This is a genomic window from Novosphingobium sp. RL4 (assembly GCF_035658495.1).
In the GTDB taxonomy this organism is placed as follows: domain Bacteria; phylum Pseudomonadota; class Alphaproteobacteria; order Sphingomonadales; family Sphingomonadaceae; genus Novosphingobium.
Map to the genome: position 1 here is coordinate 3022678 of NZ_CP141944.1, position 13114 is coordinate 3035791.

The window sequence follows — 13114 nt, forward strand, 5'->3', positions numbered from 1 at the left end:
GTACCACTATGACAGAAAATCCGGGCAAGAGAGAACTCAACAAGGCGAAAAAGCGCGCCGCCATCGTGGAAGTTGCAACGAAGTCCTTCTTCGAGCGGGGCTATGCCGCCACCACGATGTCTTCGATCGCCGATGAACTGGGCGGCTCGAAAGCCACGCTCTGGGCGCACTTCAGCTCGAAGGAAGAGCTTTTCGCCGCCGTGGTGGACAACAAGGTCGACAGCTTCTCGCAGGACGTGAACGAGGTGCTCACCGGGCAGACCTTCTCGTTCGCCGCGCTGCGGCGCGCCTGCCTGCGCTTCCTCGACTGCCTGCTGCGCGAAAATTCGGTGCAGCTCTTCCGGCTCGTCGTCAGCGAGGGCGAACGGTTCCCCGAGATCAACGAGATGTTCTACGAACGCGGCCCGTCGAAATTCCGGGCTTGCGTGACCTCGTTCTACGAAACCCAGTTCACCCGCGAAGAGGCAGAGCGGCTGACCCAGCTTACGGTTTCAGCGCTGGTGGGCTTTCGCTCCGACATCCTGATGCGGCCCGCGCGCCCCACCCTCAAGGAACGCGAAGGCTTCGTGGACGATCTCATCGGCCTGATCGACTGGCCCCGCCGCCCCTGCCCGCAAGCTGCGGACTGAACGCCGCGCGAGGAAATTGATCGGCGCTCAGAATTAAATTGAGCGCCGTATATTTTTGTGTCACACGATCGTCACGGCGGGAGTGCCTTCGGGCATTTACCGCTTGTGAATTTTCCCGAGCCCATGGAAACGTCCACGGCAACCGAGGGGGATAGGCGTGTCGGCACCTGATTTTTCATTGCTTTCGAGGCGGCGTTTCGCGCCGATGTTCTGCGTCCAGTTCCTGGGCGCCTTCAATGACAACCTGCTGAAATACGCGATGCTGCTGCTGGCCAATTACGGCCTGCTGCGCGATGCGCCGGACAAGGCGGGGATGCTCTCGGTCGTGGCGACCGGGCTGTTCACGCTGCCCTATTTCCTGTTCTCCGCGCTGGCCGGGCAGATTGCCGACCGGATCGACAAGGCCCGCCTCGTGCGCTGGATCAAGGCGGCGGAAGTGGGGATCATGGGCATCGCGCTCCTCGGCTTCGCGCTGGAATCGATCGCGCTGCTGCTCGCCAGCCTGTTCCTGATGGGTCTTCATTCGACGATCTTCGGGCCGGTGAAATACTCGATCCTGCCCCAGCACCTGTCCGAGCGTGAGGTCATGGGCGGCACCGGCCTGATCGAGGCCGGCACTTTCCTGGCGATCCTCGGCGGGCAATTGCTGGCCGGGCAAGTGGTGCCGTGGGAAGCCGGGCTGGTCGCCATGGGCCTTGCGGTGGTGGGCTGGCTGGCCGCGCTGGCCGTTCCGCCCGCGCCGCCCAGCCGTGACGGCCATCCGATCGACTGGAACATCGCGCGCGGGACCTGGGCCGTGCTGGTCGCCGCGCACAAAGGCCGGGGCATCTGGCTGGCGGTGCTCGGCATAAGCTGGTTCTTCACGGCAGGCGCGGTGCTGCTGACCGAGTTCGTTCCCCTCGTCTCCGACACGCTGCAGGCGCGCAAGGAAGTGGCGACGCTGTTCCTGGTGATCTTCTCGGTAACGATCGCGCTCGGCTCGATGACGGTGAACCGCCTGCTCAAGGGCGAGGTTTCCGCCCGCTACGTTCCCGTCAGCGCGTTGATGCTGTCGATCGGCCTGATCGACCTGTGGCTCTCCACGCGCGGGTTCGTGCCCACTGCGATCGACGCCACCGTTCGCCAGTTCGCCGCCGATCCGCAATCGTGGAAGATCTTCGCGGACCTGGTGGTAATCGCCTTCTCCGGCGGCATGTTCATCGTGCCGCTCTACGCGATCCTCCAGATCCATTCCGCGCCGGAGGAACGTTCGCAGGTCATTGCCGCCAACAACATCCTCAACGCAGGCATGACCGTGGCCGCCATCGCCGTTGTCGCGGTGCTGCTGGGCAGCGGCATGAGCGTGCCGGGCGTCATCGGCGTTCTCGGCTTCGCCACGCTGGCGGTGGCGGTGGTCTCGATCTGGCTGCTGCCCGAAACCCTGTTCAAGGCGGTGATCCGGGCCGTGCTCAAGGCGCTCTACCGGGTCGAGGTAACGGGCATGGAAAACATGCCGAAGCCCGGCCAACCGGCGGTCGTCGTGGTCAATCACCTTTCCTATCTCGACGGCCTGCTGCTGGGGGCGTTCCTTCCCGGCAAGCCGACTTTCGCGGTCCACACCGCCATCGCCAAAAGCTGGTGGATCCAGCCCTTCCTCAAGCTGTTCCGAGCATTCCCGGTCGATCCCACCAACCCGATGGCGGCCAAGGCGATGGTCCGCGCCGTAAAGGAAGGCCGGACGCTGGTGATCTTCCCCGAAGGCCGCATCACCGTAACCGGCGCACTGATGAAAGTGTTCGACGGCCCCGGCATGGTGGCCGACAAGGCCGACGCGCCGATCGTGCCAGTCCGTCTGGACGGGCCGCAGTACACGCCCTTCTCCCACCTCAAGGGCAAGGTCCGCCAGCGCTGGTTCCCCAAGGTCTCGATCGACGTGCTGCCCGCGCGCCGTTTCTCGATCGAGGGCGAGATGACCGCCCGCCAGCGCCGCGCCATCGCCGGCCGCCGTCTCTATGACGAGATGAGCCGGATGATCTTCGACACCAGCCACACGGACCGCACCCTGTTCACCGCGCTCTGCGATGCGCGCGAAGTGCACGGCGGCAAGACCAGGGTGGTGGAGGACATCAAGCGCACCCCGCTCAGCTACGACCGCCTGATCCTCGGCGCCGAACTGCTGGGCGAGCGCCTCGCCTTCCGCACCCGCCCCGGTGAGGCGGTGGGCCTGCTGCTGCCCAACGTCAGCGGCGTGGCACTGGCCTTCTTCGCGCTTCAGGCGGAAGGCCGGGTTCCGGCCATGCTGAACTTCACCGTGGGCCAGGCCAGCCTGGTGTCCGCCTGCGCCACCGCGAAGATCGAAACGGTGGTCACCGCGCGCGCCTTCATCGATCAGGGCAAGCTGGAAGCCACCGTCGCCGCGCTGGAGGCGGACGGGCGCAAGGTACTCTACCTCGAAGACCTGGCCGCCGAGATCGGCACTTTCGCCAAGCTCTGGCACATGGTTTCCGCCCGCGCCGCCGATGGCCGCCACGCCCGCCGCAAGGTCTCTCCCGATGCGCCGGCGGTGATCCTGTTCACCTCGGGCTCGGAAGGCGCGCCCAAGGGCGTGGTGCTGACTCACCGCAACCTGCTGTCCAACTGCGCGCAGCTTGCCGCGCGGATCGACTTCAACCCCGCAGACGTGGTGCTGAACGCGCTGCCGGTGTTCCACTCGTTCGGGCTGACCGGGGGCACCCTGCTGCCGCTGCTGAACGGCATCCGCACGGTGTTCTACCCGAGCCCCCTGCACTACCGCATCGTGCCCGCGCTCGCCTACGACGCCAATGCCACGATCCTGTTCGGCACCGACACTTTCCTCTCCGGCTATGCCCGCATGGCGCACAGCTACGACTTCTACTCGCTGCGCTACATCTTCGCGGGCGCGGAGAAGGTGCGCGAGGAAACCCGGCGTACTTATGCCGACAAGTTCGGCCTGCGCATCCTCGAAGGCTACGGCGCCACCGAGTGCGCGCCGGTGATCGCGGTAAACACGCCGATGCACTTCAGGGCGGGCACCGTCGGCCGGATGCTGCCGGCGATGGAAGCGCGGCTCGAGGAAGTGCCCGGCATCACCGAGGGCGGCCGCCTTTACGTGCGCGGGCCGAACGTCATGGCGGGCTACCTGCTGGCGAGCGAGCCCGGCGTGCTCCAGCCGCCCGCCGAGGGCTGGCACGACACCGGCGACATCGTCACCATCGACGAGATCGGCTTCGTCACCATTCGCGGCCGCGCCAAGCGCTTCGCCAAGATCGCGGGCGAAATGGTCTCCCTTCCCGCGGTAGAGGGTTATGCCGCCAAAGTCTGGCCCGATGCGGAGAACGCGGTCGTCACCCGGCCCGACCCGAGAAAGGGCGAACAACTGGTGCTCTACACCACGGCCGGGGGCGCGGATCACAAGGCGCTTCAGGAATGGGGCCGCGCCAACGGCGTTGCCGAGCTCATGATCCCGCGCGATATCCGGGTGCTCGGTGCCCTGCCGGTGCTGGGAACCGGCAAGATCGACTATGTGACCCTGGGCGAAATGGCGAAAGGCTGAGTGCAAGGCCGGTGGCGGGCGGTGTTCGGACGTTGCTCCGCACCCGCCTTCCGGTTTAAAGGCGCGGGATGACCCAGGCACCCATTCTCGTCATCACCACCGGCGGCACCTTCGACAAGCAGTACTTCGACGCGCTCAGCGAATATCAGATCGTCGAGAGCGTGATCGAGAAGCTGCTCAAGGTCGCGCGCGTCGCCCACCCGTTCCGCGTGGTCGAGCTGCTGCGCAAGGACAGTCTCGAACTCACCGGAGAGGACCGCGCGCTGATCGCGGCGACCATCGCCGCCGCGCCGGAAACCCATGTCGTCATCACTCACGGCACCGACACCATGACCGACACCGCCAAGGTGCTTGCCGACATCCCCGGCAAGACCATGGTGCTGACCGGCGCGCTGGCCCCGGCACGTTTCGCCGAGAGCGACGCCACCTTCAACCTCGGCATGGCCTTCGCCTGCACCCAGTCCGCACCCGAAGGCGTATGGATCACGATGAACGGTTCGGTGTTTAACGGGCTCAAGGTCCGCAAGGACCGCGAAGCCGGAAAATTCGTGGCAATTTGACACCGCAATCGTTGCTAATGATCGTTAACTAGGGAGATCCCCGGAAAGCACCTTTCGTCAGGTGCAAAGGGGCTGCCCCTAATCATTGCCGCAGGAGGCCGATCCTGCGTCGTTTCAAGAACGCAACACGACCTCCCGGTCGCACCGTTACGCCGGCTCCCTTCGCGGGGAGCGGGCCATTCGCTGCAATAGGGAGTGACTGTGTCGATAGCGCTTCAGAATCAGGCCGAGGTTCACGCCGCGCTGGCTCATGCGCCGATCGGCGCCATGATAATCGACGAAGCCGGCGTCATCTCCTGGGCGAACCAGGCGGTCGCGGCCCTGCTCGGCGAACCGGACCCTGCCGCGCTGCGCCTGACGCTGGCCTTCGTCTGGCTGCCCGAAGACGATGCCGAGGTCCTGCGCCAGATGCTGGACATGTTCTTCGCCGCCCCGGCGGATGCCCGGCCCACCTGGTCCCGCGTGGTCCCGATCCAGACGATGGAAGGCATCCGGCAAACCGCGGAACTGACGCTGACTTGCGCGCCGGGGGACTTCGACAAGCGCGCATTGCTCTATTTCCAGAGCCTGACCCGCCAGACCATCGCCGAAAAGCGCTTCTCCCAGGTCTTCGAGAACCTGCCGCTCGGCGCGCTGGTGGTCGATACCCGCCAGCGCATCGTCCAGGTCAATTCCGCGCTCGCCAGCGAGTTCGGCTACCCGCGCGAGGAGCTGGTCGGCCAGCCGCTCGAAACGCTGCTGCCCGCCCGCTGCCGTCCGGCGCACCGTGAACATGTCGAAGGCTATGTCGCGGCGCCGGCATCGCGGATGATGGGCACCGGCCGCGATCTCACCGGGCTCCACCGCTCGGGCCAGGAAATCCCGGTCGAGATCGCCCTCACCCGGCTGGAAAACGCGGCGCAGCCGATGTTCATGGCGATCGTCAGCGACATCTCCTCGCGCAAGCGCAGCGAGACGGCGCTCCAGCAGACCAATGCCCAGCTTGAGGAGTTCACTTACGTCGCCAGTCATGACCTGCGCTCTCCGCTGCGCGGCATCGGCGACCTCGTCACCTGGATTCGCGAGGACCTGAGCGGTTTCGAACTGCCGGACGACGTGCAGTACAACTTCGACCGGATTTCCCTGCGGATCGACCGGGCCGAACAGATGATCGACGATCTCCTCCGCTATGCCCGCGCCGGCGTGCGCGACACCGACATGGAGACGATCTCCCCCGCCGAACTGGTGGAGGAGGCGCTCGCCCTCGCCCTGGTGCCGGACAGCTTCACGATCGAGGTGGACCTGCAGGGCGGCGATATCGTCGCCCCGCGCGCGCCGCTCTCCACCTCGCTGCGCAACCTCATCGGCAACGCCGTGAAGCACCACGGCGGCGCGTCCGGCCGCGTGCGCATCACGATGCGCGAGGAAGGCCGCTTCTCGGTCTTCACGGTCGACGATGACGGTCAGGGCGTCACCCCCGGCAACGAGGAGCGCATCTTCAAGCTGTTCCACCGCGCCTCGCCCGGCACCAATGGAGACGGCGTCGGCCTCGCCTTCACCCGGCGCATGATCAACGCGCACGGCGGCATGGTGACGGTGCGTTCGCCCGGCGCGCTCGGCGGCGCCTCGTTCGAGATCCACTGGCCGCGCATTCTCCTGAAGGAACACGAGGATGAATGAGACCCGCCCCGCACCCGAAACCACCTGCGACTACACCGTGCTGGTCGTGGACGACGATGACGTGGCGCTCGAAGGCGTTCTGCGCAGCTTCCGCCGCCACGGCGTGCCGTGCCGCAGCCAGACCGCCGGAGACGGATGCGAGGCGCTGGACGTGCTGCGCGGCCGCCATCCCGCCAAGCAGCTCGCCACCCCGGTGATCGTCCTGCTCGATCTCAACATGCCGAACATGGACGGTTTCCAGTTCCTGGAGGCCCTGCGCGCCGATCCCGAGCTGAAGCGCACCGTGGTCTTCATCCTCAGCACCAGCGCGCGCGAGCAGGACCGTTCACGCGCCTACGACGAACATGTCGCCGGATACATGGTGAAGTCCGCCGTCGGCCCGCAGTTCGCCCAGCTCGCCCAGTTCATCACCAAGTACGCAACGACCCAGAACCTGCCCTGAAACAGGCCGATCGACACGATCCCATGAGCTTGCCTCACGGTCGCCCAACCCCGGAGGACTCGAATACGATGGAATATTCTCACAACGGCAAGACCGAAATCCACGCCCTCGTGGTGGACGACGACGACGTCGACCGGGAGCGGCTGATCCGCATGCTCCAGCGCGGGCCAAGGTCGATCAACGTGATCGAGGCCAGTTCGCAGGCCGAAGCGCTCCAGATCATCCGCCATGCCGAGCCCGCGCTCGACATCGTGTTCCTCGACTTCGGGCTATCCGACGGGGACGGGCGCGATCTCGTTCCCACCATCCGCGCCGAAGTCGATCAGGACTGCCCGATCGTCGCCGTCACCGGCAATGCCGACGAGCAGATCGCCGCGGATTCGATCAAGGCGGGCATGACCGAGTATCTCACCAAGCGCGCGCTTTCCCCCGAACGGGTGGCCGCATCGGTCGAGGAAGGGATCGCCTGGCGCAAGTATCGGCATGACTTGCGCCGTACCGAGGAGGAACTCACTCACCGCAGCCTGCACGACCCGCTCACCGACCTGCCCAACCGCACCCTGCTGTTCGACCGGCTGGGACAGGCCTGCGCCCGCGCGCGCCGCAACGGCAGTTCCTTCGCGGTGATGATGATCGACCTCGACCGCTTCAAGGAGATCAACGACAGCTTCGGCCATGCCGCCGGCGATGTCGTGCTCACCACCATCGGCCGGCGGCTGCGCGGCCACTTGCGCGAAGTGGATACGGTGGCAAGGCTCGGCGGCGACGAATTCGCGCTGCTGCTTCAGGACGTGCCCGACTACGACACCGCAACCGGCCTTGCCGGGAAACTGGCACGCGTGATCGAACAGCCGATCGTCCACGAGAACCGCATCCTCCATGTCGGCGCCTCGATCGGCATCGCCATGTGCCCGCAGCGCGGCTATGCCCCCACCGGCCTGCTCTCCGCCGCCGACGATGCGATGTATGCGGCCAAGCGCGGGCTCGACAAGCTCGTGACCAGCCGCGAGAATCTGCCCGCCGCACCTGCCTTCGATCCCAAGGACATGCTGGAAGAGATCGACCAGGCCATCTCCCACGATGCCCTGGAATGGCACTGGCAGCCCAAGGTCGACCTTCGCGACGGGCGCGTGCTCGGCTTCGAGGCGCTGGTCCGCTGGCGCCATCCGCGCAGCGGCAACATCCCCGCCGACCAGCTCATCCGCACGGTCGAACAGTCGCCCCTGCTGGAAACCTTCACCAACCAGTGCCTAGATACCGTGCTGGCCCAGTTCGCCCGCATCCAAGACAAGGTGGACGGCGCGTCCATCGCCATCAACGTCTCGGCCCGGATGCTCGAACGGCCGACTTTCGTGGACAGCGTGGTCGAACTGATCGAATGCCACCGCATCGCCCCCGAGCGGGTGACGCTGGAGCTGACCGAAACCGCGCTCATCACCAACCCCTCGCAAGCCAAGCGGGTGATCGAAAGCCTGCACGAGCACAAGATCCCGCTCTCCATCGACGATTTCGGGGCGGGCTTCACCTCGTTCGGCTACTTGCGCGAATTCGCGATCAGCGAGATCAAGATCGACCGCTCGTTCATCTCGCGCTTCACCGAGAACCGCTTCGACCAGTCCCTGGTCAACAGCCTCGTGGTGCTCTGCGAAAGCCTCGGCATCCCGCTGGTGGCCGAGGGCGTGGAGAATCCCGAGACGCAGGAACTGCTCGTCTCGCTCGGCTGCAATGCCGGGCAAGGCTACGGCATCTGCAAGCCGATGCCTTATGACGACGTGCTCGACTGGATGGACTCCTGGCGCAACCAGACCCCGATGATCCGGCAGGTCAACGCCTGAAAGGTCATGGGTCATGACCTGATCACCGGGGCGCGGACTACGCCCCGGTGATACCTGCGCGGCATCGGTCCATCGCTGCTGGACCCTGCCTGCGCCTTTCGCGATCCTCCCGCCGAAATCAGGAGAGGAACGCGTCATGAGCGACGAATCGGCAGCGGCGATCAGCGCCGTGCGGCGCGACTGGGTTACCGAACACCGCGACATGTATCTGGGCTCCGGCGGCGCGCAGGGGCACATCATGGACATCACCCCCGTCGGCGGCCGGGCCTTCGCCACGCATTGCCTGGTCAAGTACACCGGTCGCAAGAGCGGGAAGGTCTTCATCACCCCCCTGTGCTACGCGGATATCGGCGGCGAAGTGGTGATCTGCGGCTCCAAGGGCGGAGCGGACACGCATCCGCAATGGTATCTCAACCTCGTTGCCCGCCCCGAAGTCGAATTCCAGATCGCCACGCAGGCCTTCCGGGGCACATGGCGCGAACCCGAAGGCGCCGAGCGCGGGAAGGTCTGGGACTTCTTCGTGGACTGCCACCCCTTCTACGCCGCCTACCAGACCTCGACCGAACGGGTCCTGCCGCTGGTGCTGATGAAGGCGGAAACCGAAATCCCCGTGTTCCGGCCCGAAGAGGCCACCGGCATCCGCACCGCCTGACCCTTTTCGCACCGCATTTTCAGGACATCCATTCGCCATGAGCACCACCACGATCGACTTTTCGGATATCGACCAGTACCTCGGCAAGACCATGGACTTTTCGCCCATGCGCGAACCTGTCGCCAACAACGACATCCGGCGCTGGGTCCATGCCATGCATTACGCCAACCTGCTGCACTTCGATCCGGCCACTTTCGAGGCCAGCCGCTGGGGCCGCCTGGTCGCGCCGCAGAGCTTCGCCATCGCCACGGACGACGGCCACGGCGCCGCACCGGCCTGCGTGGGCTGCATCCCGAACTCGCACCTGCTGTTCGGCGGTGACGAATGGTGGTTCCACGGCCCCCGCATCGAGGCCGGAGACGTGGTGACGAACACCCGCATCCCCTTCGACTACAAGGTCAAGGAAACCGGGTTCGGCCCCACCTGCTTCCAGCGCGGGGACAACAACTATTCGAACCATAAAGGCGAGCAGATCGCCACGCAGCGCTCCACCGCGATCCGCTACCTCGCCCATGCCGGCGGCGATTCCGTGAAGGCCGACGAATTCGAAGAGCCGGAATGGACCGACGAGGCGATCGCCGCACTCGAAGACCGCAAGTTCGCCTGGGTGAAGATGCTTCACGACCTTGGCCACAAGGAGCGCTGGTGGGATGACGTGGCGGTGGGAGACCAGCTTCCCGAACGCGTCTTCGGCCCGCACTCGATCGCCAGCTTCGCGACCGAGTGGCGCGCCTATATCGTCAACACCTGGGGGACGATGAACCTGCGCAAGAATGACCTCGAAGCGCTGGGCTTCACGCGCGAGATGGCCGGGTACGAGAACGACCCGGACATGATGCTGGTCAACCCCTCGCTTACCGACGGCGCCTATTACGGCCCCTCGCGCGGACACCTGTTCCCGAAATACGCCCGCCGCATCGGCATGCCGCGCGGCTACGGCTATGGTGCCTCGATGGGTTCGTGGGTCACGGATTTCCTGGCAGGATGGGCGGGCGAGCATGGCATGGTCGTCCATTCCATCGCCAATTATCGCGGCCCGGCGCTCACCGGCGACGTGACGATCCAGACCGCCGAAGTGACCGAGAAGTCAGTCGACGCGGAAGGCCGCCATCTCGTCCACGTCAAGCACCTCATGACCAACCAGAACGGCAAGACCATGTGCACCGGCACGGCGGAGATCGCACTGCCGAAGAAGGCGGGCTGACGACGGTATCGTGAAACTCGTCCCGGCGCGCTCCGGGACGAGATTTCCTCAGAACGGCCCCGGCAGTGCCCCGCCTTCCGAAACCGTGGTAGCCTTGCCTGCAATCCAGACCGCGCCATCCGCATCCCGGCGGCAATGGACCAGCCCGTCCGCGCCGACCTTCCGCCCTTGCGCCGCGACATAGGGCCCTTGCGCCTGCCCGCTGGCGAAGAGGTACTGCGCGACCGCCGCATTGAGGCTGCCGGTCACCGGGTCCTCGCAAAGGCGCCCGCTCGCATCGGCGAAGAAGGCCCGCAGCTCCCACTGGGCCGCGCTGCCAGCCGCGCTGCCAGCCGCACTGGTCGTCGTTATGGGGCCAAGCAGCGCGACATCGGTATGCAGCGGCGCGCGTGCCGCCGGCTCGGCCGCCAGCACCGCTTCGGCCGACGTAAGGTGGAGCACCTTCCACCCCGGCCCGTTGGCGGCATGGACCCCGGCAAGGACATCGCCTTCGTCAACACCGCAAAGCCTGATCGTCTCGGCGAGATCCTCCGCGTCCAAAGGCCCCGACCGCACCAGGGCCGGCGCGCGGAAGGCGAGCATTTCCCTTTCCTGCCGCACTTCGACGAGGCCGATGCCGCACTCCTGCACGATCGTTCCCGCTGTCCGGGGCACGCCGCCTGCCGCCAGCCAGGCATGGGCGCTGCCAAGCGTCGGGTGCCCCGCGAAAGGCAGTTCGCCCGCCGGATAGAAGATCCTCACCCGGTAATCCGCGGCCGGATCGGTGGGCGGCAGCAGGAAGGTCGTTTCCGAATAGCCGAGCCAGCGGGTGATCCGCTGCATCGTTTCGCTGTCGAGATCCTCCCCGCCGCGCACGACCGCCAGCGGATTCCCGCTGAGCGGCCCCGAGCCGAACACATCCACCAGATCAAGTTGCATTTTTTCGAGTAGCCTTTCGTATCCCGGCATTCGGGCATAGCCTCGTTTCATCGCAGGACAGCCTCGCCCCGTCTTTGGCCCTTCGCGATTTTTTCTGCGGTTCATTCAAGGTTGAGGAGCAAGATCGCAGGCGGACCGTTACAGCAACAAGATCCATTCCAGGAAGGAAACTTCGATGAAAAAGACCCTGCTGGCGCTCACCATGGCCGCGCTCGTGCTGCCGATGGCCGCCCCCGTGGCCGCCGCGCCGCACCACGATCGCCGCGGCCATGACCGTTACGATCGCCGCGATTACGATTCGCGCGGCCGTTACAAGGAGCCGCGCCGCATGTCCCGCAACGATCACGCATGGCGCGGCCGTGACGGCCGCTACTACTGCAAGCGCGACAACGGTACGACCGGCCTCATCATCGGCGCGGGCGCGGGCGCACTGGCCGGTCACGAGATCGCCGGCAGCGGCGACCAGACCCTTGGCACGATCCTCGGCGGTGTCGCCGGTGGCCTGCTCGGCCGCGAGATCGACAAGGGCGACGTGAAGTGCCGTTGATCGGTTGATTCCGGGCCTCTGGACAGGAACGAAAAAGCGCGTCGTCCCCGTGGACGGCGCGTTTTTTTATCAGGTCGTAAACGTCAGGGTTGCCGTCAGAGGTGACCCGAGACGAGCCGGAGATGATGCTCCGGAGACGGTTCCGCTGCGGAAACCGTGCGGTTGCGGCCTTGTCGCTTGGCTTCGTACAGCGCCTCGTCCGCGCGGCGCATGGCTTCCGCCAGCGATAGTCCGTGCGTTGCCGAGACGCCGAGGCTGAGCGTGGGCACGACCTTGCCGCCAGAGAACGTCGAAACCGCGAGATCGGCAACCGTGCCGCGCAGGCGCTCGGCGGCGGCATGGGCTTCACGGCCGCTGCGGGCATGGAGGAACAGGCCGAACTCCTCGCCGCCCAGCCTTCCGCACAAGTCCCCCGCGCGCAGATTGGCCTGGATCGCATCGCCGATGGCCACCAGCACCCGGTCCCCCACGCTATGGCCGAAACCGTCGTTGATCTGCTTGAAATGATCGACATCAGCCACGATCAGCCAGCCCGCACGCTCCTCCATCGCCTCGCGGGTCATCTCGATGAAGACGTCGCGATTGGTGAGCCCGGTCATCCCATCCACCCGGGCCATACGCTCCAACCGCTTGAAGGCCTGCGCCAGTTCCCCGTGCAGCGCCGCGATCCGCACCTGCTGCCGCATCAGCACGAGGCAGACCGGTGCCGACACGGCAAGTGCGATCACCACGCCCAGCACCAGCAGCCCCCCTGCGTTCCCGCTCGCCGCACGGTCAGCCATGGCCAGCCCCGGCACGACGTGCGCCAGTTGCAACAGCAGCACGGTGGTCAGCACCGATAATCCGGTGCCGGCAGCGACATTGCGCAAGCCGTGACTCTTCATGCGGATGGAACCCTACCCCGTTGATACCCTCGCGTGCATGTAATGCATGATAGTTAATTATTTGTCATTTCACGCCATTGCGAACTAACCGCGCCATGCAGCAGCCTAGGGTCACCCCCTAAACGGTGCGGAAAACCATCTTAGTCTATCGGCTCTAAAAGCCCTTCCCATGCTCCCGGCTCCTCGGTGCCGGGAAGGCACCGTCATGCAACGCAGGGGAAGAAGACAGCA

At 65.8% G+C, this 13114-nt stretch carries 11 protein-coding genes; 9 read left to right on the forward strand and 2 right to left on the reverse strand.

All coding sequences use genetic code 11. From position 1 onward, the window contains the following. The first annotated feature begins 8 nt into the window (after positions 1–8). The 8 genes from U9J33_RS14675 to U9J33_RS14710 all read left to right on the forward strand — a co-directional run bounded on the left by U9J33_RS14675 (position 9) and on the right by U9J33_RS14710 (position 10534). Entirely contained in the window at positions 9–629 is a 621-nt protein-coding gene (locus U9J33_RS14675; RefSeq protein WP_054436833.1) for a TetR/AcrR family transcriptional regulator, read from the forward strand. Between the two features lie 157 nt (positions 630–786). Continuing rightward, entirely contained in the window at positions 787–4182 is a 3396-nt protein-coding gene (locus tag U9J33_RS14680) for an acyl-[ACP]--phospholipid O-acyltransferase (protein ID WP_324696311.1), read from the forward strand. 68 nt (positions 4183–4250) lie between these two features. Continuing rightward, positions 4251–4742: an asparaginase domain-containing protein gene (locus tag U9J33_RS14685; RefSeq protein WP_054436837.1), complete on the forward strand. Its 492-nt coding sequence runs from the start codon at positions 4251–4253 to the stop codon at positions 4740–4742. A gap of 201 nt (positions 4743–4943) precedes the next feature. After that, positions 4944–6401, forward strand: coding sequence for a PAS domain-containing sensor histidine kinase (locus U9J33_RS14690; protein ID WP_324696313.1), 1458 nt, complete (start codon positions 4944–4946; stop codon positions 6399–6401). Further along, positions 6394–6843 carry a response regulator gene (locus U9J33_RS14695; protein ID WP_054436838.1) on the forward strand — a complete coding sequence of 150 codons (450 nt, stop codon included), beginning with the start codon at positions 6394–6396 and terminating at the stop codon, positions 6841–6843. Before U9J33_RS14690 ends, U9J33_RS14695 begins: the two co-directional genes overlap by 8 nt. Positions 6844–6911: 68 nt before the next feature. Beyond that, the gene (locus U9J33_RS14700; protein WP_054436840.1) at positions 6912–8678 is read left to right on the forward strand and encodes a putative bifunctional diguanylate cyclase/phosphodiesterase; all 1767 of its coding nucleotides are present in this window, start codon (positions 6912–6914) and stop codon (positions 8676–8678) included. A 136-nt stretch (positions 8679–8814) separates the two neighbouring features. Continuing rightward, the gene (locus U9J33_RS14705; RefSeq protein ID WP_324696317.1) at positions 8815–9330 is read left to right on the forward strand and encodes a nitroreductase/quinone reductase family protein; all 516 of its coding nucleotides are present in this window, start codon (positions 8815–8817) and stop codon (positions 9328–9330) included. Positions 9331–9367: 37 nt separating this feature from the next. Then, positions 9368–10534: an FAS1-like dehydratase domain-containing protein gene (locus U9J33_RS14710; protein ID WP_324696319.1), complete on the forward strand. Its 1167-nt coding sequence runs from the start codon at positions 9368–9370 to the stop codon at positions 10532–10534. A 48-nt stretch (positions 10535–10582) separates the two neighbouring features. Here the strand turns inward: U9J33_RS14710 and U9J33_RS14715 are convergent, their stop codons facing one another. Next, positions 10583–11452 carry a PhzF family phenazine biosynthesis protein gene (locus U9J33_RS14715; RefSeq protein WP_324696321.1) on the reverse strand — a complete coding sequence of 290 codons (870 nt, stop codon included), beginning with the start codon at positions 11450–11452 and terminating at the stop codon, positions 10583–10585. Positions 11453–11627: 175 nt separating this feature from the next. Here U9J33_RS14715 and U9J33_RS14720 point away from each other — a divergent pair, with 175 nt between their 5' ends. After that, the gene (locus U9J33_RS14720) at positions 11628–11999 is read left to right on the forward strand and encodes a glycine zipper 2TM domain-containing protein (protein ID WP_054436846.1); all 372 of its coding nucleotides are present in this window, start codon (positions 11628–11630) and stop codon (positions 11997–11999) included. Positions 12000–12094: 95 nt separating this feature from the next. On the opposite strand, the gene U9J33_RS14725 is transcribed toward U9J33_RS14720, so the two are convergent. After that, a complete protein-coding gene (locus U9J33_RS14725) occupies positions 12095–12883 on the reverse strand; it encodes a GGDEF domain-containing protein (protein WP_324696324.1) in 789 nt (262 codons plus the stop codon). Positions 12884–13114: the final 231 nt, after the last annotated feature.

What these genes read in the sequence shown, in the direction of transcription:
- U9J33_RS14710 (WP_324696319.1), top strand. Translation starts at nt 9,368, where the DNA reads ATGAGCACCACCACGATCGACTTTTCGGATATCGACCAGTACCTCGGC.
- U9J33_RS14685 (WP_054436837.1), top strand. Translation starts at nt 4,251, where the DNA reads ATGACCCAGGCACCCATTCTCGTCATCACCACCGGCGGCACCTTCGAC.
- U9J33_RS14715 (WP_324696321.1), bottom strand. Translation starts at nt 11,452, where the DNA reads ATGCAACTTGATCTGGTGGATGTGTTCGGCTCGGGGCCGCTCAGCGGG.
- U9J33_RS14700 (WP_054436840.1), top strand. Translation starts at nt 6,912, where the DNA reads ATGGAATATTCTCACAACGGCAAGACCGAAATCCACGCCCTCGTGGTG.
- U9J33_RS14705 (WP_324696317.1), top strand. Translation starts at nt 8,815, where the DNA reads ATGAGCGACGAATCGGCAGCGGCGATCAGCGCCGTGCGGCGCGACTGG.
- U9J33_RS14695 (WP_054436838.1), top strand. Translation starts at nt 6,394, where the DNA reads ATGAATGAGACCCGCCCCGCACCCGAAACCACCTGCGACTACACCGTG.
- U9J33_RS14675 (WP_054436833.1), top strand. Translation starts at nt 9, where the DNA reads ATGACAGAAAATCCGGGCAAGAGAGAACTCAACAAGGCGAAAAAGCGC.
- U9J33_RS14720 (WP_054436846.1), top strand. Translation starts at nt 11,628, where the DNA reads ATGAAAAAGACCCTGCTGGCGCTCACCATGGCCGCGCTCGTGCTGCCG.
- U9J33_RS14725 (WP_324696324.1), bottom strand. Translation starts at nt 12,883, where the DNA reads ATGAAGAGTCACGGCTTGCGCAATGTCGCTGCCGGCACCGGATTATCG.